The organism is Nostoc sp. UHCC 0251 (assembly GCF_034932245.1).
GTDB lineage: Bacteria > Cyanobacteriota > Cyanobacteriia > Cyanobacteriales > Nostocaceae > Nostoc.
Map to the genome: position 1 here is coordinate 1 of NZ_JAYGHD010000052.1, position 23,281 is coordinate 23,281.

Sequence of the window (23,281 nt, forward strand, 5' to 3'; positions counted from 1 at the left end):
ACGCTCACAACTTCCCCTTAGATTTGGCTGCTGGTGATGTTGCTCCTGTGGCAATCAGCGCTCCTGCTATCAACGGTTAATCATAATCTGAGATACAATCTTCACGATTGTCTATAATTCAAAGACGCTCTCCTGCAAAGGAGAGCGTTTTTGCATTGGGACACTTTTTGGAAGTGCAAAATGAGTTGCATCAAAACTAGACCACGATAATTTAGAACTTAGGCAATAATTATCAAAAAGTAAATTTTACAGGTAATAATTGCTAGCAGCGCAGATAATTGCCTCAAAGCTCAAGTATAAGGAGAAGTCAAGAATGATTTTACATCGTGGGCGGAGGGTAGTAGCTGCTTTTTTGCTGTCAGTTATGTTACTGACAACAGCCTGTGCTCCAGAAGCACCTGGACGTTTTGACCAAGCGCAAAAAGATAGCACTCAACAAAAAAGCGGTCAATCGGTAGCTAAAACTGCAACTCAGGGTAGCGAATTTAATAAACTTTTCCCTAATGCGGGTGATGGCTACCAGCGCGTCTATACCCAAGAGAAAAAAGGCTTTGCGGAAGCGAAGTTGAAAAAAGGCGGTAAAGATATCGCGGTGCTGTCTATTTCTGATACTACCAGCACACCTAGTGCAGCAGCAAAGTTCTCGAATAGTACCAAAAAAATTGGCGGTTATCCCGCAGTAGAAGTTGGTAAGACGCAAACTGCAATTTTAGTAGGAAAGTACCAAGTAAAAGCACTTTCCCGCGATCCGTCATTTACAGCTAGCGATCGCGCAGATTGGCTAGAAAAGTTTAATCTTAATGGTCTAGCTAAACTGAAATGATTTGCAGTACGAATATTCAGATAATAAAACCTAAATAAGGAGATTTTTGTGAGCAAATCGATTGCTGATTTGGTTGATCAATTGCCAACTGGTGGCTTGACTATTTCTATGTTGAAGTCCCTCGATTTTGTTGCTCCTGGAGAGTGGCAAAATACCGTTGGCTTTGTCAACACTATTAAGACCGTCACTGGTGAAGACGATGAAGATTTAATTCAACAAATTGGTGAACGAGCAATTTATTTATTCAACGATAAATCCCAAGGATACCAAACAGCCTTGTGGTTATATCAAACCGTTGATGGTACAGATAAAGCGCTTGGTGCAGCAGCTTTAGCTAACAAAGTTGGTGAGAAAATTCCTTTGTTGGGTTTTTTAAACTCTGTCACTCCTAAACCTGATAAAGCCCAAACCATCGATTTAACATTGAAATTAGTTGCTGAGTTGGTAGCTTTCTGTCAAATTAACGGCATTCCTGGAGACAGTATTGGGGATTTTGTCGCCTCTTTAGGTGAGTATAGTGGTGAGTCACTCATCCGCATGGTGGCATTAGTTTGTGTTGATGGTTTAATACCTTTAGGCCCAGACTTTATCAGTAAAGCGATATCTGGGCTTAATCAAACAAATCCACAGGAATTAGAAAAAAACTCGACTTTCCAAAACATCCAAGATGTGATTCCAGGCAACAATGCTGGTAGTAAGCTCAACTTTATCGGCGAAAGCTTTGACTCAGTTAAAGGTTGGATGAATGGACTAGTCTCTGCGAATAATTTAACGCCACAAAAGGTTGTCCACCACTTGCAAAGTTTTGCCGATATTGCTGATGACAAGTTGGACTACCTCGCAGCGTTCCTGGATGTAGCAACGAATTATTATGAACACACCGGCACGCAAACTCTAGCACGTCGCTTGATTGAACGGGCGGTGGCAGAGATTTAGGTTGATACAGAGTGGGGAGATGAGGGAGCAGAGGGAGCAGGGGAGCAGGGGAGAGTTAGAACTCCATTCATCCACCTCAGACCCTCAAGGCTTCCAATGCCCCATGCCCCATGCCCCATGTCCCATAATAATTAGGGTAAACGCAAATCTGCTGCGATCGCATATAAGTAAGGTTGAAAAATAGCCAAGTTTTCCAGGTTCTCAAACTTACCTGTTTGCGAACCTGGGTCAAAGGCAGTGGTAATTACGTAAAGTTTACTGCCATCAAAGGCAACATGACTGATATGTTGCTCTTGTACTCCACCTTGTTGCTTGAGTCCGGCAAACCCATAGCGGATTCCCTGAAGCTTACCAATAGGTACTGGTTGCGGTGGGTAGGCTGAAAAAGTAATCTCTTTTCCATATTCACCCTGACGATCTTTGGCAAACGCAGCGTAGTGGTCTGCAACCCAAGCCTTGAGTGGTGGTAATACCTGGGTTTGGTATTGGGAACTTTGGTAGTCGACTTGCGAAGTATTAATAATACCAGCTGCTATAAGTTTCTTTTGGAAATCCTCATTGTTTGCTAATGGGTAAACGTTAATCTCAACTGTACCCAAACGTTTCCCTTTAGAAGAGACACACAACAGAGGTGCATTTCCTTCGCAAGCAGCAACTTGCCAGTTAGTTGGAGCAGGAGCATTTCCCAAGATTTTCTGCCAGATATTTCCCTCATTAGGGTTGGGAAGTTTTGCAACGGCAGGGTACTTTACTACTTTAGGTGGAGAAAATTGGGGAAGAACAAATTTTGCTGCCAGCGGTATTGACACTAGCAAAATAGAACCTAGTAATAAATGATAAAGTCGTAACATTTTCTTAAAAATCTAAAGCTAAGGATTGCAGACTAAGGATATCTACAATACTTTATGGGTATATAGGAAGAATACATTTATATTGCTGTAAGTTCCACAAATGTAACTCAACAAACTATTACCGCTGCGCGGAAGTCAAAAGTCAAAAGTCAAAAGTCAAAATTAATACAGCCTAAGCGTTGCATTGATTTGAAATGGGTGGTTTATTTACGCCGTGCTGTACTATATTTTGTGGAATGAGGTACAAGGTAGGACATCACAACTGTGCATTGGGATCAAATTAAACCTAACCCTTGTTTCCAGCTTTTGGCTAGAAATACGCTTTATTGCGGCTCTATTGTGAGTGAGGTTTAAATAAAAACTTTATCTTTTTTAATTAAAAATTAATCGAAGAATAAGCCGAACGGTAAAAAGCCATCTATCGTTGAAGGCAAAAACCCACACTTACTCTCTCGCGTAGCGTCTCGCAGAGAAGAGAAGTGTGGGTAGTTCACAAATCTATTTAGTAGCGATTGTTGTTGCGGCGGGCATTACCGCCACCCCAGCTACCACCGGAGGAGTTGCTTCTTTCCTCACGAGGTTTAGCTTTGTTCACTTTCAAATCGCGTCCCATCCACTCAGCACCATCAAGTGCATCAATGGCAGCTTGTTCTTGTGTATCTGATTCCATTTCCACAAAAGCGAACCCACGAGGCCGGCCTGTTTCCCGATCTGTGGGTAGTTGAACACGATTTACTTTTCCGTATTCTGCAAAGGCCTGCTTTAGGTCTTCTTCTGTAACCTGATAGGACAGGTTTCCGACATAGATTGACATAGAAATCTCCGAATTCAGGGAGTGTAGAGATTGAAATTCGGAGAGACGCTTTTTAGAAATCAAAACGAGTTACTCAACCGAAAATAATCTTTATGTCCATGAGTGTAGCACAGCATTCAGCCTTTGAATATTGTCTTATAGTGAATTTTATTTATTCACAAATCAAACCTTTAGGATAGGTTTGTAGACTTTCCAAAGACTGGCTTTTGTTGCTTGTACTATAAAAGTTACACTTTTAACATCAAATCGCAATCGCCCGGGTAGTTAGTGCTTTGAAAATTAAGCTCTAAACCAAGGGCTAAAGATTATTATCAGGGTTGGGGCTAATCATAACATGACTAACTGTCTTAAAAGCAAATTGAGAAATATTCATTCCCAAATGTCTCTGATTTTACCTATGCTCGAACTGCGCTAAAATCCTTTCTGCTTCCTTACACAGCACCTCGTGATATTCACCGTTACTAGCTAGCAAACCTCCCCATTGATTGATATCACCGGTGTTATACTGCAACGGAGTGCCGTCGAAGTGGGTAAATTTACCACCAGCTTCTGTCAAAATCAGTTCTGGTGCTGCCATATCCCAGTCTTTGGGTGCAGACTTGCCGGAAAGGGAAATGTAGATATCTGCCTGTTGCTCAACAATGGTGGCGATTTTACAGCCTACACTACCCACAGATTTATGATTTTGACAGGGTAAGTTTTGTAGTAAGTAATCTAAGCGTTGGTTGCGATGAGAACGGCTAACGACTAAGGTTAAATCCTCAATTCGTTTACCTAACGACACTTGTAAAGGAACAGATCCATCACGGGTTTCTACAAATGTGCCCCCGCCTTTAGTAGCGTAATACAACTTTTGAGCTTCTGGTACTGCCACCACTGCCAATACTGGGCGTGTTTCCTTGACTAAAGCAATGTGAACTGCATAGTCTCCAGTTTTTTCGATAAAATCTCGTGTGCCATCCAAAGGATCAATTATCCATACCCAAGGGGTGGAAGGCTTTGCGCCATTACTTGATGATTGGTAAGTTTCTTCACTGATGTAAGCAAAATCTTCGTTACCCAAAGCTGCTTGTAGCTTCTGTAAAATATATTGACTCACAGCTACATCGGCAACGGTAACAGGCTCATTCTGTTTATATTGGACTTCTAAGTTAGGATCTTTTGCAGTGCCATGATAATACGATCGCAGTATATCTGCTGCTTGCCAACCTACCTCACGAGCGATCGCTAATATTTCTTTTAAGTCTTTCATTAAACTTGGCCTGATCTAAAAAATATGTATAACCTGATTAGGGGCGCACAGCGATACTTAGTTTAACTAATTACGAATTACGAATTACGAATTACGAATTACGAATTATCTTAAATCCATCCAACGCCGAGTGCCAAAAAATTTACAGGAATCAGCTGCAATATTAGCTGCCAGTGCCAGTGCATCAGTAAAACTTTCTCTTAAAATGTAATCACAGAAAGCACCGTGGAAAATATCTCCAGCCCCTAACGTATCAACCGCTTGAATTTGCGGAACCTCTACGATACCAGTTTTGGTGCAACTCAAGTATTCAATTGGTTTTTGTCCGTGGGTAATGGCGATGTGAGGAATATCAAATCCGCCCAGATAGCTAAAAACGTCTTCTTCATTTTGGCAGTTGGGGGGATAAAAATTAGCCGAACAGATGGCGTAATCTACAAACGGCAGAATTTGCTCAAATCCAGGTTTCCAACTACCACCATCAATTACTACTGGGATATTCTTAGCTTTAGCCATTTGGGCTATGGAATAACTAACCGCTATCTGATGTCCATCAATCAGTACGATATTGACATTTTGTAAAATATCTGGCGGGATAGATGCGCTTTTGGCTTGAGTTTTGACAGCATTGATGGAAACTACAGCTCGTTCACCCGTAGCTTGAGTAACAATGATTGAGGAGACAGGCGGTGCTAAATCAGTGGTAGGCTCAAGGTCTGCGATCGCAATTTTGTAATTTGCCAAATCACCTCGAATTAGCTGCGTTATTGGGTGAGAACCGACTACACCCAAGACGGTAGCTTGATTACCTAAATAATTGAAAGTTACAGATGCGTTTGTTGCTGGGCCCCCTGCCGCTACAGTATAGTCAGTAGCGACAATCTTCTGATTATTCTTAGGAGCAGAGTCAGCAAGGTAAATCAAATCTAAGGTTACTAAACCTACAAATAACCCACTATGCGATTTTGGATTTTGAATTTTGGATTTTAGATTATCCATTTCTCATATATATTCGTAATTCCTTGTAAAGATGCGACGAATTGCGTCTCTCCTGTCTCTCTTGCATAGACGCGATGAATCGCGTCTCTACAAACTCCTAATTATTGCTCATGCAAACCGATCCAAAACCAGGAACACTTTACGTTGTCGGCACACCAATTGGCAACCTGGAAGATATAACCTTTCGGGCAGTGCGAATTTTGCAGACTGTGGATATCATTGCTGCGGAAGACACGCGACATACGGGGAAACTGCTACAGCATTTTCAAGTTAAAACTCCCCAGATGAGTTACCACGAACATAATCGTACCAGCCGCATCCCAGAATTATTAGAGCATTTAGTTAACAATAAAGCGATCGCTCTTGTGAGTGATGCCGGGATGCCAGGAATTTCCGATCCTGGATATGAACTGGTGAAAGCCTGTATTGAGGCGGGAATTCCAGTAGTTCCTATTCCTGGCGCTAGTGCAGCAATTACCGCTTTGAGTGCAGCTGGATTACCAACAGATCGGTTTGTCTTTGAAGGTTTTCTTCCAGCTAAAAGTCAACAGAGACAAGAACATTTAGAATCTCTGCAAACAGAATCTCGCACATTGATTTTCTACGAATCGCCTCACCGGTTGCGAGATACTTTGCAAGACTTAGCAAAAGTTTGGGGAAACGATCGCCAAATTGTGTTGGGACGAGAGTTAACTAAATTGTATGAGGAATTTTGGCGGGGAACAATTGCCGAAGCGATCGCTCACTACAGCCAACGAGAACCCCAAGGTGAATATACATTAGTAGTGGCGGGAATTCCAGCCAGTCAGCCTCAACTGACAGAGGAAGAATTAAAAGCTGAATTGAAACAGTTAATTAGTCAAGGGATATCGCGATCGCAAGCTAGTCGTCAGTTAGCAAAATTTACTTCTCTTCCCCGTCGCCAACTCTATCAATTAGCTCTTTCCTTAGTTATCGATTCTTGACACTTGAAACGCTAATACAGCTTTTATAAAATCATAAATTCAATTTTTTATTTGCCTTCTGTAAATAATTAAATCTACAGAATTATCAGTTTTGAATTTTGTTCGCGCAGCGTGGCGTAGACATACTGATTTCCGTGGGCAGGCAAGATACCGCGAGCGTCGGCAATAGACAAGAAGGCTTTTTGCTCTGTACAGAGTTTTTTCACGCACGCAATCAAATATGAGTTCTATAGCAATCTCAAACCATTCGGAAAAAAAATCTATTGCCTGTGCCCTATTGCCTACCTCCACGACTAATTTCACAATCTCATTTAGTATTGCTATATATTCATCCTCAAAGACTAGCTGGTGAATATTCAAATGATATCTAAAGATTTTTGATATTAGTTCTCTAGATAGATCAGGAATTTTGTAGACAAACTTTAATATGAAATAGTCAAAAGCAAACAAAACAGATTCTCACGGAAGGAGAAATTTTATGGGTAACATTATTGCTTGGCTGGTTTTAGGTCTAATTGCAGGTGCGTTAGCTAAGTTATTTTATCCAGGAACTCAAGGTGGCGGTATTCTCTCCACTATTGTCTTAGGAATTCTTGGAGCCGTAGTTGGGGGTTATTTAGGCCAAGCTTTACTAGGAAGTGGTTCGGCAGCCGCCGCATCTGTAGGAGCTTTATCCCTTGGAAGTATTTTATTTGCCGTTCTTGGCGCTATGCTACTAATTTTCCTTTGGGGTTTACTAACTCGCCGAGCTGTGTAATTTTCTGAAATTAGCTAACACTCTTGGGAATCCCTTCAATCTGCAACAAACCGATAAAATGACGTTAGAAAAAGAGCGAAAAACTATAGGAGTTTTCGCTAAGTCTTCCGATGCACAATTGGTACTTCAGGAACTAAATGCTTCTAATTTTCCAATGCACAAAGTTTCTGTAATTGCACGGGATGTAGAAGAACAAAGTGATATTGCTGGTGTTGATGTTAAAGAGGACACTAGCAATACATTCTCAGAAGATACTGGTGGAGCCGTTATTAGTGGTGCTTTACATGGCGTTACTGGTTTATTAGTCGGTTTAGTCCTCTGGGCAATTCCTGGTATGGGCCGAGTCATCCTAGCCGGAGCAGAAGCAACTGCGATCGCTACCACTTTAGCAGATGATGCGATCAATGCAGCCACAAGTGGTTTGCATTGTGTGTTACTAAGTTTAGGAATTCCTCAAGAGCAAGCACAAAATTACAGCGATCTAGTTTATAAAGGTTACTATTTAGTGATAGTAAGCGGCATAGACATAGAAATTCGTGTTGCTAAAAGGGTTTTTAATCGCCGTGATATTCAACAATGGGGTACTTATGAGCCATACTTGACCCCAAATAGCCGCTATAAAAATGCACTTGGTATTTTTTCGACGCGCCAAGACATAGAAAGAGCACTTACTGAATTAAAAACAGCTGGTTTTCCTATGAGACAAGTCTTGGTGATTGCTAAGGATACAAGCACGCTGGATGGTATTACTGAGGTAAATATCAGCAGTTCTAAAGATAACTACACTACTTTAGGAATTTCTACTGATCTAGCTAGAGATTATGAACATCAAGTAACCCTTGGTAATTACTTATTAATCCTAAATAGTACTGATATCTACATGGCAGGTGCAAAAGCTATTTTAGAGAGTAACAAAATTCAAAATTTTCGTATTTATAGCCAATCTGTAGGTAATGCAACTAGAAGCGATCGCCAAGTTATTAGTCAATAGGCTTGGGTTAAGAACTGATTTTCATCAGACCTTTTCCATGAGCGTTAGTTAAACGTCAAAATTAAATCTTAAGAGGTTTGATGCAATATCAAAATTATATTGATCCCCAAAGTTTTTAGGAAAGTATATTATTTATCCTAAAAATTGCATATTTATCTGAATATAATTATAATTATTTTTTTACTAAAATACCGTTTATTTTGAAAAATTTATCTTTTTTTGATTATTTATATAAGTTTTGATTGAATAAGCTTAAGCTTTGATATCCACTTGCTCTATTACTATCCAGTCAAGTAGGGCGAAAGTAACCCATTTATTCAAATCAATAAAACGCATTTATTAGCATAGGTATTATTATTTTTATAATAGTACTTTACATTGCGCTTCTCTAGAGAGTTAAGAACTCTACAAATTCAATATATTTGCATAGCAGTAGTAGCCTTTTGTCAGCCCTAAAAGCTATTTAACCATCACAAGAAAATATTGAGTGCTCGTTAAATTGCTTAATACCCTAGAATAAATTTTTGCTAAAAAGATCACCTAAAGCTGAAATCTAAGCTATAACAGGCTCGTCTTGGGGTAAGATAATATCTGTTTCAAATAGTAAAATTGTAGTTTCATAACCAATCCTACCCATTTCTGGCTCTAAACCCATTTCCATTTCTACAAGATACGACCAGTAACCAGAGTTAAGACAATATTGTATTATGGTTCCCAATCCACCGATAAATTCTACCTTTTGTCCTTTGCAGAACTTTGGTCTTCTTAGGTCAACTACCGCATTCATAAAAACCACCATTGTTCAGTTAAAGTCTGTTATTAAATTTATAATCTAAGAACAAGTATTTAATTATCCACCACAAGATTCAATTAAGAAAAAGAGTTGCTGCTCCTTTTGAAAGAAGTTATACTATCTGAAGGTTTAATATTAAATTAGTTAATCAAATATTTAGAAAGTTATATTAATTGATAAGTATTTTGAAAAAACGTTAAATATATTTAGAAATTAGGATGGAAGTAATATGATTTAATTCGTAATATAAAAAAATAGATATATACCATGTAAATTAAATCCTATAAATTTGTAGATTAAAAAAAATAATTCAAATAGTGCAAAAAATATCAAACATTTGAATAACTGCCTGGAATAATGTTGAAAAGCCTGAAGATTGGAACCAAAATTGGAATTAGTTTTGCCCTGAGTTTGGCAACTCTGACCATTATTGGTCTAATCTCCTACCAAAGCACCAATGAGCTAATTGAAAATTCGCGCCAAGAAAGCCATACCTACGAGGTATTAAGTCAACTTGAAGAACTCAATTTACAACTGACAAATGCTGAGACAGGGCAACGCGGTTACATTATTACTGGAGAACAGCGCTATTTAGAACCTTATAACGCTGCCATTCAAGTATTAAATCAAAAAGTCAAAGAACTTCAGAAGTTAACGGCAGATAACCCCAATCAACAAAATCGCCTTGATATTTTGCAGCCACTACTAAACGAGAGAATGGCTGTCATGAAAAATGTCATTGATCTACGGCAAAGGCAGGGCTTAGAAGCTTCCCAGAACGCTGTCCTGACAGATCAGGGTAAGCAGATGATGGATAATATCCAGAAACTTATCCAAGCAATGAAAACTGAGGAGAATGCCCTGCTGAAACAGCGCTCTCAAAGAGCACAAGTAGCTGGTCAAAAAACGATCGCCAGCATTGTCTACAGCATTCCCTTATTTTCTTTGATTTTAGCTTTGATCGGATTCGCCCTGACCAGACATATCTCAGTACCGCTGAAGCAAGTTTCTGATTTGGCAGAAAGAATGGCGGATGGGGATTTATCGGTGAGTTTACCAGATAGCGATCGCCAGGATGAAATTGGTGTATTGACGCGTACCTTCAACCAGATGATCGTTAATCTGCAAAATACAAATCAAAAAAATGACGAGCAAAACTGGCTAAAGTCTAATTTGGCTGAATTTACCCAGATGCTCCAAGGGCATCGAAATCTAGAAACTGCATCTCGCCTGATTTTGTCAAATCTAGCACCACTAGTTGGGGCATCACAGGGCGTTTTTTATGTGATGGACTCCATAAACGACGAGCCTGTACTGAAGTTGTTGAGTAGTTATGCTTATAAAGAGCGAAAAAATCTGGCAAATCAGTTTCGCTTAGGCGAGGGACTGGTGGGACAATGCGCCTTAGAAAAACAAAGAATCTTGCTAACAGAAGTTCCTAGTGACTATATCCGTATCAGTTCCGGCTTGGGAGAAGCTCCACCGCTGAATATTATTGTCTTGCCTATACTATTTGAGACGCAAGTGAGTGCTGTAATTGAACTGGCCTCTTTTGTGCCTTTCAGCCATCTGCATCTGAAATTTTTGGAGCAATTAAGTGAAATTCTGGGTGTATTTTTAAATAACATCGCCTCACAATTGCAAACTCAGCGACTACTTGAAGAGTCTGTTGCTTTAACAGAGGAACTGCAAAGCCAGCAAGAAGAACTACAGCAGAGCAATCAACGCCTCGAAGAACAGGCGCACGAGTTGGAGGAATCGCAATTTCTTGTCAAGCAGTCTAACGAGGAATTACAGCAACTAAATGAAGAGCTAGAAGAAAAGGCAGAATTATTAGAAGTTCAAAATCGGGAAGTTGCCCGCAAGAACCAGGAAGTTGAGCGGGCGAGGAAGTCTTTGGAAGAAAAAGCTGAACAACTGGCGTTGTCTTCCAAATATAAGTCGGAATTTCTCGCAAATATGTCCCACGAGTTACGGACACCGCTAAATAGCTTGTTAATTTTAGCAAGGCTGCTAGCAGATAACTCTCTGAACAACTTGACCGACAAACAGGTAGAGTACAGCCGGACTATTTACTCGGCTGGCACTGATTTGCTGGAATTGATCAATGACATTCTAGATTTGGCAAAAATTGAGTCGGGTACTATGTTGCTCGATATTGAGCAAATTGCTTTTACAGATTTGCAGACATCTCTAGAACAGACTTTCCGGCAACTTGCCCACAATAAAGAACTCAGCTTTATTGTTGAACTGGATGAGAAGTTACCCCCGACAATTTTTAACGACTCCAAACGTCTGCAACAAGTGCTGAAAAATCTCCTAGCTAACGCCTTTAAATTTACGGAACAGGGAGGCGTAAAGTTACAAATTAGCATGGCAGATGAGGTAGCCGCAGCAGATAATCCCATGATTGCTTTTGCTGTTAGCGACACGGGTATAGGCATTCCAACCGAAAAACAGAAGATTATTTTCGAGGCATTTCAACAGGCAGACGGCACAACCAGCCGCAAGTACGGGGGAACTGGTTTGGGCTTGTCCATCAGCCGCGAATTAGCTCAATTGTTGGGCGGCAGAATTGAAGTAGTCAGCCAACCAGGACAGGGAAGCACTTTCACCTTCTACTTGCCTAGGCGACAGGAAAAGAATGGTAAAAATACTTTTAGCTCACTATCCCCTCAGCCTACCACCTCTATCCGCACAGCATCGGCCATAAAAGAAGTGCCAATGGTCGAAAACAAACCTACAGATGTGGATACCTCTCCATCAGTGAAAGCACTTACCACTTTCCCAAACGATATCCCAGATGACCGGGAAATCATTCAACCGGGCGATCGCATTTTGCTAATTATCGAAGATGACGATAAATTTGCCCGCATCTTACTAGATATGGCCCGTGAGCAGGGCTTTAAAACCATTGTTGCTTTACAGAGCAAACAAGGTCTAGCACTAGCGCAACAGTTTAAGCCCAATGCGATTATGCTAGATATCCACATGCCAGAGATGGATGGTTGGACGGTGCTGGATCGTCTAAAGCATAAGCCAGACACTAGACATATACCAGTACATATACTTTCTGTTGACGAAAGACAGCAACGGGGATTACAGCTAGGAGCGATTACCTATCTCCAAAAACCCGTCTCTCCAGAAGCGCTAACTCAAGTATTGACAGAAATTAAAGGCTTTATTGAGCGTCAGGTAAAAAATCTCTTAATCGTAGAAGATGACCCCGTACAAGCCCAAAGTATTATCGAACTGATCGGTAATGGCGATGTCCACAGTACAGCAGTGGGTACGGGAGCAGAAGCCCTCTCGATTTTGCGATCGCATCACTTTGATTGTATGGTACTGGATCTCGGTCTGCCCGATATGAGTGGCTTTACACTAATTGAGCAAATAAAGCAAGAACCCAGGCTTTTGAAACTACCAATCATCGTTTACACCGGCAAAGAACTCAGCCGACAAGAAGAAACTCAACTGCGAGGACTAGCAGAGACAATTATCATTAAAAATGTGCGATCGCCAGAGCGGTTGTTAGACGAAACTGCTCTGTTTTTGCATCGGGTGCAAGCAAATTTGCCACCACCAAAGCGGCAAATGCTAGAGCAACTACACCAAAGTGACCCGGTGCTAGCTAATCGGACAATTTTGATTGTAGATGATGACCTCCGAAATATTTTTGCCCTCACCAGCTTTTTAGAAAGCTATCAAATGCAAGTGCTGTTTGCCGAAAATGGCAGAGATGGCATAGAAAGGCTGCAAACTAATCCTGACATTAATATAGTTTTGATGGACATTATGATGCCGGAAATGGATGGTTACGAAACCACCCGCGCCATCCGTCAGCAACAACAGTTTCGCTCATTACCAATAATTGCTTTAACTGCTAAAGCCATGCCAGGCGATCGCGAAAAGTGCATCGAAGCTGGAGCCTCTGACTACATCACCAAACCTGTAGATACTGAGCAGTTGCTTTCACTACTTCGAGTTTGGTTGTATCGGTAAGGCATATCTTGAATTAATAAATCTCGCACTGCGTTTCTATCCCGCCTCGGAATAAATTCCCAATCTCATGATGGCAATTCTTCCTCTCGTTGCTGAAAATAGTTTTATAAGTAATTATTCAAGAGGTCTGATTGTGGTATTTGCTCAAAGCAGTCCCCCAAATGTAATAACAACTCGCCTTACGTTAGACGAGTATCGGGCTATGGAAGAAACCAACTTAGAACGCCATGAATACCGCAACGGAGAGATTATTACTATGTCGGGAGGTTCTGAAGCCCACAGTGCAATCGCCAGCAACTTATTAATTTACTTAGGCTTTTTGCTCAGAGACACCAATTTTCGTTTGTATAATAGCGACTTGCGAGTTTGGATTCCTGAATATCAGTGTGGTACTTATACCGATTTGATGGTTGTGAATGGCGAACCAGAGTTCAATGGTGTACGCAATGATGAAATTCTCAATCCAATACTTATTGTCGAAGTTTTATCGCCCTCTACCGAAGCTTATGATCGAGGCGACAAGTTCAGAAAGTATCGCTCTCTTACCAGCTTTTGTGAATATCTGCTTGTGAGCCAAACTGAACCTTACATTGAGCAGTATCACAACTTGGATCGTAACAGTAACGATCGCTGGCTCTGGCAGGTTCACTCTCACCTTGAGCGGGTGATGGTTCTGCACAGCTTAAACGTAGAAATTCCCCTGACTGAAATCTATCGTCGGATTAATTTTTAAAGTTCAGTTAAGCTTTTTTCTCTCCCTCTGCCTCCCCTGCCTGCCTTAACAGATAAATTATTACTAAAAACCCGCACTTACCCTATCAAGGGGGTCAGTGCGGGTAATTGATGCTTATAACACGAATGACAGTCTAGCGAAACATACTACTGACTGAAGTATCTTCATGAATCCGCCAGATAGTTTCTCCTAAGAGATTAGCTACTGACAGCACCACTAGTTGGGGAAAACGATTGCTTTCTGGTATGGGGATCGTATTGGTGACAATGACTTCCTCAAATAAACCACTGGACAATCGCTGCATCGCTGGTGGAGAGAAAACTGCATGAGTTGCACAGGCGTATACCTGACGCGCTCCTTCTTCACGCAGTAATCGCGCTCCTTCTGCGATCGTGCCTCCAGTATCAATCATGTCATCCACCAACACTGCTGTTTTGCCTTTAACATCGCCGATAATATTTAACACTTCTGCAACATTATGTGCATGACGACGTTTGTCAATAATTGCCAGTGGGGCATCATTCAGTTTTTTGGCAAATGCTCTGGCTCGCGCTACACCACCAACATCGGGGGAAACAACCACAAGATCGGGCAGTTCTTTGCTTGCTAGATAATCCAGCAATACTGGTGAACCGTAAACATGGTCAAAGGGTATATCGAAATAGCCTTGAATTTGAGCCGAGTGTAAATCCATTGCTAGAACGCGGTTAGCACCTGCTTCGGTGATCAAGTTAGCAACTAGCTTGGCCGTTATTGACTCTCTCCCTGCCGTTTTGCGATCGGCACGGGCATAGCCATAGTAGGGAATTACGGCTGTTACCTGTCGCGCAGAAGCTCGGCGACAGGCGTCAACCATAATCAATAATTCCATCAAATGATCGTTCACGGGTTGACAACATGGCTGGATTAAATAGACATCACAACCCCGAATCGATTCTTGAATTTGAACGTAAAGTTCTCCATCCGCAAATCTTTTGCGAATCATTGGGCCCAAGTCCATGCCCACATAACGAGCAACTTCTTGAGACAGTTGGATATTGGCAGAGCCAGAAAACAGCCGCAGGCGATGATTATCGGTTAGTCCTGTTGCTGATGGTTGCACTTTGAAAGTTGCAGAACTGAGCACAGCAGATCCTTTATGTGCATTCATAGCAATATTATCATTAGAGATTTAATAGATTTAACTGAGAAATCGCCTAAAAAAACATCTGTGAGTTTTGTTAAAGCTTCCATACAAAATTTAAACATTTTTCCATAAAATTATCATTCACTAACTGTCTAATTTTCTTGGCAAGCAAACTATTGATAGCTTAACGGACATTTACTCCGTCCACTAGATTTATAGTTCAAATTTTTTGGGTTGAGGTAAATAACCCCAATCTTTCAAAGATGGGTCTGATAGATTGCTTCTTCTAAATACCTCATTTCTAACTGACAGCAAAGCATTTACAACTATAAGTGATATTGAAGTTTGTTCTTAGACAGGAGAATATTCTGGGCTAAGTGTTCATTATGTATCTTATTATATTCTATGATACTAGCAATAAATAAACTAGCAGATTTAATTTTAAGTTGTAATTCACATAATAAAATTTCAAAATAGGGGTATTTAAACAAACGCTCACGCCCGTGGGTTCTGGCGCATGGCTGGCAGTAATTCCAAGTAGCCAAAGATTCCCCTACTTGCTGTCTCTTTATTAGACATCTCCAGAAATTAATTATGCGTTACCTGAAACCCTTGTAGAGACGTTGCATTGCAACGTCAAAACAATTCATTTTCACCAGATGTCTATTGATGTGCCGCGCCCCAGATAGCGAATATTGCTGTAGACAGTTCCTAGAGTTGCATAAGACCTTGGAAGCGTGATGCGTATACTCTTAACTGGGAATATACCCATTAGGTAAGATAAAATATCGCTGCATGTAACTGTGTTGCCTCTTGGACTTAATCTTTGTGGGTGACTTCCTCCTCAGTTGCTACTACACTCAATCATTCGATCATGCAACCACCCATTACAGTTGGCACTGTCTTGCAAAACCGTTATCGCATAATTCAAATTCTCGGACAAGGAGGATTTGGTAGAACCTATTTGGCAGAAGACCAAAGGCGTTTTAACGAACTTTGCGCGATCAAGGAATTGATTTCAACAGCAACGGAGGCTTTAGCTTGGGAGAAGGCACAAGAGCTTTTTCACCGAGAAGCTGCCATTTTGTATCAAATTGAACACCCACAAGTTCCTAAATTTCGGGAAAGATTTGAGCAAGACCAACGTTTATTTTTGGTGGAGGACTACGTTGCAGGTCAAACGTACCAAACTCTGCTGGCTGAACGCCAAGCTGTAGGTCGAACCTTCACAGAGGCTGAAGTATTGCAGTTGATCAAGTTGTTGTTGCCTGTTTTAGAGCATATTCACAGTCGAGGGATTATTCACCGAGATATCTCCCCAGAAAATATTATTTTGCGAGATAGTGATGCTAAACCTGTCTTAATTGACTTTGGGGTGGTAAAAGAACTGGCAACGCGTTTACGATCGCCAGAGAGTGCAATGCCAGAAACCACCGTGGGAAAATTAGGCTACTCTCCTAGTGAACAAATGCAAACAGGGGGAGCTTATCCTAGTAGTGATTTGTATGCATTAGCAGTGAGTGCAATTGTTTTGCTGACTGGTAAAGAACCAAGGGATCTATTTGACGAAAACCAACTAACTTGGAATTGGCAGCGATGGGTAAAAGTGAGTCCGCGATTTGCTGTAGTGTTGAATCGAATGTTGAATCATATACCGAGCGATCGCTACCAAAGTGCTGCTAGTGTATCTCAAGCACTACAACCTTTAGAGCAAGTTGGTCTTCCTTCCCTGAATGCGTCTAATTTGCAGACAATAGCTGTTGGTCGCCCTCCTAACTCAGTACCAGCAGCAGCTTCGCCCAAGAAACAACCCGATCCTGTAATTCCAGCAAGTTCCCCTAATTCACTCTTGGATAATCCGTTAGCGATCGCAGCAATTGCAACTGCTGTAGTGATCATAGCCGGATTCGGTTCTTGGGCACTGGTAAGTTCCATCCGCAGTCAGTCAAAACCATCGCCAACTGCGACACTTCCACAAAATTTCCCTTCACCAGTTATTTCTGGTGGTACTACATTCACATCCACACCCGCCCCCGAAGAACCTATTGTATCTAGTAGGCGGCTCAATCTGAGAACATCTAACCCAACCACGGTTGCAGATACTCTCAAAACAAATCAAATCATCAGGTATACTTTTTTTGGGCAGGAAGGTGACAATTTAACTACGTTTCTTGACCCAGGAAGCAGCGTTTTGCTAACAGTTTTCAGTCCCAATCAACAACCAATTGATCAGGATGTCCAACAAGTAACATCATATAAAGGCACATTGCTGGCTACTGGTAGATATACTATTGAGTTAACACTGGTTCCAGGAGTTGCCGAAAGCAATTACAATCTCAATGTTGCATTGGAAACATCAGTCCAAGCAACACCAACAGAGATACCTACCCCAATTCCGACAGAGACACCCTTCCCAATTCCAACAGAAATACCTCTCCCAATTCCAACAGAAACACCCTTCCCAATTCCAACAGAGATACCCACCCCAATTTTTACAGAAACACCTACCCCAATTCCAACAGAAACACCCTTCCCAATTCCGACAGAGACACCTACCCCAATTCCGACCACTGGTGAAACGCCAAGTTTTCCGCCAGCTGATGGAACACAACCATTTTCTGGCCAAAGAAATTAATGTTAAACACACTACTGATTACTGGAACTGATACCGAAGCTGGTAAAACTGTTTTAACAACAGCGTTAGCAGCCTATTGGCAAAAATATTACCCGCAGCGTAGCTGGGGAATCATGAAACCAATTCAATCGGGAATTGGCGATCGCGAGTGGTATCAAAAGCTATTTACACTAGAACAATCTGCTGAAGAAATTACACCCTTGTACTTTCAAGCACCTCTCGCCCCTCCCATCGCAGCAGCACGAGAAAATCGCCAAGTAGATTTAGCAGTAGTTTGGCAAGCTTTATCTAAATTGCGATCGCAACGTGATTTTGTGCTTGTAGAAGCCTTGGGTGGTTTAGGTTCGCCGATAACTGATGAGTTAACGGTGGCAGATTTAGCAGCAGAATGGCGTTTACCAACGGTATTAGTAGTACCTGTGAGATTGGGTGCGATCGCTCAAGCAGTGGCGAACGTAGCATTAGCTAGACAATCGCGCATTAATCTCAAAGGCATTGTTCTCAACTGCGTCCAACCCCGAACAGATGCAGAAATAGCCGACTGGACACCATCCCAATTGATTCAATCACTTACTAACACACCAGTTTTAGGCTACTTACCCTATTTAGATAACCTGACTGATTTAGATAAACTTGCTCAAGTAGCATCAGATTTAGATTGGGAAACGCTGACAGTTTAAATTGGGCATTACCAACATCTTTATAAATCTTCGCTTCGTTGCCATCCCGCCTTGGAATAAATTCCAAGGCTAATAGCTAAAGTCCTCTCAAGAGGACTAAATATAAGATTTTAAGCACTCCCCGCAATTGAATTGCGGGAATTCTGGATTCAAACAGTGATTGCAGTGTAAAAGCAAAAATTTTAGTCCACTTGAGTGGACTTAAGCTATTAGCCCGGAACTTCAGTTCTGGGCGGGATATTAATCACGATTAATTTTCTTCTCATGTTCCATGTCCCATTCCTTACAATAAATTAAGTTAGCTGCCTAAGTTAGCTGTACTTAAACTAGCTTGTCTTTATAATGGTTTCCACCTTTCCCAATTCCTCTTCTGTTGATCTATCTCGCATCCGGCTGGCAATTCGCTCATTGCAACCACAATTGGTAGAGTGGCGGCGGCGATTGCATCAACAACCAGAGTTGGGTTTTCAAGAAAAACTGACGGCTGAGTTTGTCTCACAAAAGTTGCAAGAGTGGGGAATTAGCCACCAAATCGGCATTGCTCACACTGGAATTGTTGCAACCATCAACGGTAACAAACCCCCCATTCCCCACTCCCGTTCGGCTACGCTCACGGCAAGCCCACTCCCTACTCCCCAAGTTTTAGCGATTCGGGCGGATATGGATGCTTTGCCAATCCAAGAACTCAACGAAGTGCCCTATAAATCGCAGCATGATGGAGTGATGCACGCTTGTGGACATGATGGACATACTGCGATCGCATTAGGTACAGCTTACTATCTCCAACAGCATCGCCAAGACTTCTCCGGTACAGTGAAAATTATCTTCCAGCCAGCAGAAGAATCACCCGGTGGCGCAAAGCCAATGATTGAAGCTGGAGTTCTGAAAAATCCTGATGTTGACGCAATTATTGGTTTGCACTTGTGGAATAATTTGCCCTTAGGAACAGTGGGTGTGCGGGCTGGGGCGTTGATGGCAGCTGTGGAGTGCTTTAACTGCAAAATTTTAGGCAAAGGTGGACACGGCGCATTACCCCATCAAACGGTGGATTCAGTTGTAGTTGCTGCCCAAATTGTAAATGCCTTGCAAACCATTGTCGCTCGGAATGTGAATCCCATTGATTCAGCTGTAGTGACAGTGGGCGAACTCCACGCTGGAACTAAGCGAAATGTGATTGCTGATACAGCGAGAATGAGTGCCACTATCAGGTATTTCAATCCAAGTTTGAAAGGCTTTTTCAACCAGCGTGTGGAGCAGATTATTGCTGGAATTTGTCAAAGTTATGGTGCGAGTTATGACTTAGAATACTGGGCACTTTATCCACCAGTAATTAATGATATGAAGATGGCAAAATTGGTGCGAACTGTAGCAGAAGAAGTGGTAGAAACCCCGTTGGGTATTGTGCCAGAATGCCAAACTATGGCTGCCGAGGATATGTCATTTTTCTTGCAAGAGGTTCCTGGTTGCTATTTCTTTTTAGGTTCTGCGAATCCTGAGAAAGATTTGGCGTATCCTCATCATCATCCCCGGTTTGATTTTGACGAAACGGCGTTGGGAATGGGTGTGGAAATATTTGTGAGATGCGTGGAGAAGTTTTTTAGTTGAGTGGGTGGAAATTAGCTGTTTTTAATCAAGCTAAATTTACTTGAATTTTTATGAAAAATAACTATATAAAAAACCAGAGTTTTTACCTCCGGCTTTATCACTTTATAGTTGTTCGACACCTGAAATTAATTACTTTCCTGCCCATCTAACCAAATAAATAAATCATCTATAGATGAAATTCTCAAAAGCATGCTTCTAGCTTTTCCTTGTTTAAAACTTGAACTCTCTCAATAATTGACGAATCTATTTCACCAAAACGTTCATTGAGTAAAGATATACAAAATCTAACCGCTTCTTTTTGTTCGCCTTTCTGCAAAATATCCTGATAAATCACTGACTCCTGCATAAGATCCTTCCCCAGGTTTAACTGGGGTTATTTTGCTTCTTATTAGCTTTTTTGTTCATTTAACCAAGCTACTAAATCAGATACTTGTGAAAAGTCTAGTAATGCTTCTGCTAAATCATCTAGCTTTTCAACAGATAGTACTCTAATTCTTTCAATCAATGATGAATCTATTTCACCAAAACGCCGATTTAACTGGCGTATAATTGTACGTTCTTCACCTTGCTTATCTCCTTTCTGCAAAATATCTTGATAAATTACAGATTCTTGCATAACTTCCTCTCCTAAAAATTGCTGAATTAAATCTTTCTCAAACTTTAAACCTGCTAATATTTCTGTGTAAGCTGCGATATTCTGCCTTGTTTCCCTATCCGAAATTGTAGCAACACTCTGGGCAACTTGGGATAATAACCCTTGGGGTGAATCTGTCTGTGTTAAAGGTGCTAACGGTAATAACGCAGGATTAGCGAGAAATAACGCCGAATCTTGTTCCCACATTCGTACAACACGATAGCGATGATTTGTCATCTCATTTACATATTCTTCGGTAAAAGCGATTTCCTTACTTGTCTCTTGCAAGAAAATTACTACCTGCGTTATTGGAACATCATATTTTCGCACTAACCTAACAAAGTAGTCCAACATTCTTAAGGGAATGGGAGTATCTGATTTTTGCGTTGTTTGAAATTCCAAATGTAAAATACGATTTTCTGTTTGTAAAAATGTAACTGAATCTGCTCGAATTGGTTCAATGCTTAATTCAGTTTTTAATACTTTAATTTTTTGCGGTTCATCAGGTAGCAGCCACCTGGCAAAATCCGTTGGATATTTTTCTGCTAAGATTTTACAAACATTATCAAAGGACACCACTTACACCAAATTTATATTGATTTATATATTATCTAATGCTGATCGCAGCTTTTTATATTTGCGAAGTGTGCGCCCTAGTGTATCGCCTATTTAAACAGTGCCAGGTAACGAAAAGCTAGAACCCGCAAGGCTTCGTGGAATTTATCTTGTTCACAAAGTTTTACAAATCTCGTAAACCTTTATAGATTACAATTTACAAGTCTGGACGCGAGAGAAGAAGTCGCTTGCCAGGCTAGCCCCCCCCAAACCGCGGATTGCTGCCCTCCAGACCCGCCCCCCCAGACCCGCCCCCGCTATCAGACCCGCCCCCGCTATCAACGGACCCCCAACGACGGGAGCCACGACGACGGGAGTCGGGAGATGCCCCTGGGTAGAGTTTTGCGAATAGTTGTATTCATCCTTTGATAGCCAGTCTCCGTTTTTGCGCCAGCCTAAGCGATCGCCCAAAAGACATTCCGTTTCAAAATCTACTTTGCCACCGCATTCTAGCCAAATGCGTTTTTGCACGCTAAAGCCAAAATGACCATTGCTGTATTTTACCCACAATTGGTCAATTGTGCGTAAGTTTGTGCAGGGAAAATTTTCAATGGATTCATAATCAAGCCAGCCTTCCTTTTCTCTTTTGGCTACCTTCAGCATGACTCTGGTGGTTTCTTGGTCTGCTGATTTCCATTGACCCGCTTTGAGTAAATTTTCTAGATTTTGGTAATTTACCCCCACATCTGAAGCTAATATCACTTCTGTTAAATTAGCTTGCGAGGCGGAGAGTAAATTCAACCACTCTTCCATTGTCTGGGGTCGGTCTTTTGCCTCTAATGCCATACCTTGCAGAATCGCTTCATTTACAGCATCACTAAGACTAGGGACAAGTTGCTTTGGTGGTACTAATTCCTCTTGGTCATACTTACGGTCAAAGGAATTGGTGGGGCGTTGTCCAGTAATGGCATAGTACAACGACCCAGCTAAACAGTAGACATCAACTGTTGGGTGACGAATCCCTTTGCGTGTTAACTCATAGGGCGCAAATACTTTGTTACCAAAAGACCTAGACAGGGTACTTGGTGGGGACATATCGCCGGCAATACCAAAATCTATCAACACCGCTTTGCCAGAGTTAGGAATCCCTGAATTAAAGTTGAGCATAATATTAGGAGGAGTGACATCAAGATGTAAAACTCCTTTTTTATGTACATCTACCAAGGCTAAACCCATTTGGCGGATGTATTTTATCGCTTCAGTTTCGGGTAATTTCCCTTGGCGTTGCACGTATTCCCATAAACTCTCGCCTGCTATATATTGCATTTCTAAGCAGTAGCGACCATCTTCTTCAACAAAAAAGTCGAATACTTGCACAATATGAGGATGTGAGTCTGTACAACACATTGCCAGCATCTGTGCTTCTTTTTTGAAGCGTTCAACATACTTGGGATAGTCTGGATCTCGTTGGACGCTAATGTTGGGGGTTTTGATGACGACTCGGCGGTTTAGCTTGGTATGCATTGCTTGGTAGGTAAGTGCAAAACCACCACCACCCAAGTATTTTTCTATTTTGTATTTGCCGTTGTATATTAGCTGTCCGTCTTGCCAAAACATACGCCCAGATTTATTAATGGCTAATGTTGATTGTGACACGCTTTTTGTGAGTTCTCGTGGTTGGCGTTGCTGAATAAGCTCACGCAGCACTTCGACTACGCTCAGTGACCGGCGCAGAGAGAAAGGTTGAGGTGTTCTGGCTACTGCTGAACTAACTATTGGAGTTGCAAAAGCTGCTAATGTGACTTGAAAACCAGCTTTTGAAGTCGCAAAAGCAACTAATGTGACTTGAAAACCAGCTTTTGAAGTCGCAAAAGCAACTAATGCGACTTGAAAACCAACTATTGGAGTCGCAAAAGCAACTAATGCGACTTGAAAACTAACTTTTGCGTAAGTCTAGCCTATTACCTATTTTGTGGTTTAGCGGAAGATGATGGCGTTTGTTGTGTTGGGGGATTGATAGGTGCTGATTTGTCTGGAAACCAATCTTTGAATAAATCTGTGCCGTCTTGGACTCCTGATAAGCTAATCGGCATTTAAGTTGCATAATCAGGGCGGGCAAGATGCCCACCC

At 41.5% G+C, this 23,281-nt stretch carries 20 protein-coding genes and 1 pseudogene; 11 read left to right on the forward strand and 10 right to left on the reverse strand.

Going from position 1 to position 23,281, the window contains the following annotated elements; all coding sequences use genetic code 11:
- From VB740_RS09080 to VB740_RS09090, 3 genes and pseudogenes are all read left to right on the forward strand, one after another.
- Window positions 1–80, forward strand: a pseudogene (locus VB740_RS09080) (photosystem II protein D1); the annotation flags it as partial.
- Between the two features lie 233 nt (window positions 81–313).
- The gene (locus tag VB740_RS09085) at window positions 314–823 is read left to right on the forward strand and encodes a hypothetical protein (protein WP_323199710.1); all 510 of its coding nucleotides are present in this window, start codon (window positions 314–316) and stop codon (window positions 821–823) included.
- Between the two features lie 48 nt (window positions 824–871).
- A complete protein-coding gene (locus VB740_RS09090) occupies window positions 872–1,759 on the forward strand; it encodes a hypothetical protein (RefSeq protein ID WP_323199711.1) in 888 nt (295 codons plus the stop codon).
- 131 nt (window positions 1,760–1,890) lie between these two features.
- On the opposite strand, the gene VB740_RS09095 is transcribed toward VB740_RS09090, so the two are convergent.
- The 4 genes from VB740_RS09095 to VB740_RS09110 form a co-directional block, all read right to left on the reverse strand.
- Complete coding sequence (locus VB740_RS09095) at window positions 1,891–2,610, reverse strand: hypothetical protein (RefSeq protein ID WP_323199712.1); 720 nt, start codon at window positions 2,608–2,610, stop codon at window positions 1,891–1,893.
- A gap of 502 nt (window positions 2,611–3,112) precedes the next feature.
- Window positions 3,113–3,424, reverse strand: a complete 312-nt coding sequence (locus tag VB740_RS09100) for an RNA-binding protein (protein ID WP_323199713.1) — start codon at window positions 3,422–3,424, stop codon at window positions 3,113–3,115.
- Between the two features lie 391 nt (window positions 3,425–3,815).
- Window positions 3,816–4,676 (reverse strand): 3'(2'),5'-bisphosphate nucleotidase CysQ, encoded by an 861-nt coding sequence (locus VB740_RS09105; RefSeq protein ID WP_323199714.1) that lies wholly within the window; start codon window positions 4,674–4,676, stop codon window positions 3,816–3,818.
- A 105-nt stretch (window positions 4,677–4,781) separates the two neighbouring features.
- On the reverse strand, window positions 4,782–5,675 hold the full coding sequence (locus tag VB740_RS09110) for a sugar kinase (protein ID WP_323199715.1): 894 nt from the start codon (window positions 5,673–5,675) through the stop codon (window positions 4,782–4,784).
- Between the two features lie 110 nt (window positions 5,676–5,785).
- Here VB740_RS09110 and rsmI point away from each other — a divergent pair, with 110 nt between their 5' ends.
- From rsmI to VB740_RS09125, 3 genes are all read left to right on the forward strand, one after another.
- Window positions 5,786–6,640 carry a 16S rRNA (cytidine(1402)-2'-O)-methyltransferase gene (rsmI, locus tag VB740_RS09115; protein ID WP_323199716.1) on the forward strand — a complete coding sequence of 285 codons (855 nt, stop codon included), beginning with the start codon at window positions 5,786–5,788 and terminating at the stop codon, window positions 6,638–6,640.
- A 478-nt stretch (window positions 6,641–7,118) separates the two neighbouring features.
- Window positions 7,119–7,397 carry a GlsB/YeaQ/YmgE family stress response membrane protein gene (locus tag VB740_RS09120; protein WP_323199717.1) on the forward strand — a complete coding sequence of 93 codons (279 nt, stop codon included), beginning with the start codon at window positions 7,119–7,121 and terminating at the stop codon, window positions 7,395–7,397.
- Between the two features lie 58 nt (window positions 7,398–7,455).
- On the forward strand, window positions 7,456–8,388 hold the full coding sequence (locus tag VB740_RS09125) for a hypothetical protein (RefSeq protein WP_323199718.1): 933 nt from the start codon (window positions 7,456–7,458) through the stop codon (window positions 8,386–8,388).
- Between the two features lie 553 nt (window positions 8,389–8,941).
- Here VB740_RS09125 and VB740_RS09130 read toward each other — a convergent pair.
- Window positions 8,942–9,175 carry a hypothetical protein gene (locus tag VB740_RS09130; protein ID WP_323199719.1) on the reverse strand — a complete coding sequence of 78 codons (234 nt, stop codon included), beginning with the start codon at window positions 9,173–9,175 and terminating at the stop codon, window positions 8,942–8,944.
- Between the two features lie 363 nt (window positions 9,176–9,538).
- Here VB740_RS09130 and VB740_RS09135 point away from each other — a divergent pair, with 363 nt between their 5' ends.
- Window positions 9,539–13,183: a response regulator gene (locus VB740_RS09135; protein ID WP_323199720.1), complete on the forward strand. Its 3,645-nt coding sequence runs from the start codon at window positions 9,539–9,541 to the stop codon at window positions 13,181–13,183.
- A gap of 133 nt (window positions 13,184–13,316) precedes the next feature.
- A complete protein-coding gene (locus tag VB740_RS09140; RefSeq protein WP_323199729.1) occupies window positions 13,317–13,916 on the forward strand; it encodes a Uma2 family endonuclease in 600 nt (199 codons plus the stop codon).
- 133 nt (window positions 13,917–14,049) lie between these two features.
- Here the strand turns inward: VB740_RS09140 and VB740_RS09145 are convergent, their stop codons facing one another.
- Window positions 14,050–15,066 carry a ribose-phosphate pyrophosphokinase gene (locus tag VB740_RS09145; protein WP_323199721.1) on the reverse strand — a complete coding sequence of 339 codons (1,017 nt, stop codon included), beginning with the start codon at window positions 15,064–15,066 and terminating at the stop codon, window positions 14,050–14,052.
- Between the two features lie 850 nt (window positions 15,067–15,916).
- Between VB740_RS09145 and VB740_RS09150 the strand changes: the two genes are divergently transcribed.
- From VB740_RS09150 to VB740_RS09160, 3 genes are all read left to right on the forward strand, one after another.
- Window positions 15,917–17,677: a serine/threonine-protein kinase gene (locus VB740_RS09150; protein WP_323199722.1), complete on the forward strand. Its 1,761-nt coding sequence runs from the start codon at window positions 15,917–15,919 to the stop codon at window positions 17,675–17,677.
- On the forward strand, window positions 17,677–18,357 hold the full coding sequence (gene bioD, locus VB740_RS09155) for a dethiobiotin synthase (RefSeq protein ID WP_323199723.1): 681 nt from the start codon (window positions 17,677–17,679) through the stop codon (window positions 18,355–18,357). The genes VB740_RS09150 and bioD overlap by 1 nt, the downstream gene beginning before the upstream one ends.
- A gap of 342 nt (window positions 18,358–18,699) precedes the next feature.
- Window positions 18,700–19,962, forward strand: coding sequence for a M20 family metallopeptidase (locus VB740_RS09160; protein ID WP_323199724.1), 1,263 nt, complete (start codon window positions 18,700–18,702; stop codon window positions 19,960–19,962).
- A gap of 181 nt (window positions 19,963–20,143) precedes the next feature.
- Here the strand turns inward: VB740_RS09160 and VB740_RS09165 are convergent, their stop codons facing one another.
- The 4 genes from VB740_RS09165 to VB740_RS09180 all read right to left on the reverse strand — a co-directional run bounded on the left by VB740_RS09165 (window position 20,144) and on the right by VB740_RS09180 (window position 23,244).
- Window positions 20,144–20,308 (reverse strand): DUF4351 domain-containing protein, encoded by a 165-nt coding sequence (locus tag VB740_RS09165; protein WP_323199725.1) that lies wholly within the window; start codon window positions 20,306–20,308, stop codon window positions 20,144–20,146.
- A gap of 42 nt (window positions 20,309–20,350) precedes the next feature.
- Window positions 20,351–21,172, reverse strand: coding sequence for an Rpn family recombination-promoting nuclease/putative transposase (locus VB740_RS09170; RefSeq protein WP_323199726.1), 822 nt, complete (start codon window positions 21,170–21,172; stop codon window positions 20,351–20,353).
- Between the two features lie 189 nt (window positions 21,173–21,361).
- Window positions 21,362–22,858, reverse strand: a complete 1,497-nt coding sequence (locus tag VB740_RS09175) for a serine/threonine-protein kinase (protein ID WP_323199727.1) — start codon at window positions 22,856–22,858, stop codon at window positions 21,362–21,364.
- 254 nt (window positions 22,859–23,112) lie between these two features.
- Window positions 23,113–23,244 carry a hypothetical protein gene (locus VB740_RS09180; protein ID WP_323199728.1) on the reverse strand — a complete coding sequence of 44 codons (132 nt, stop codon included), beginning with the start codon at window positions 23,242–23,244 and terminating at the stop codon, window positions 23,113–23,115.
- Window positions 23,245–23,281 lie beyond the last annotated feature (37 nt).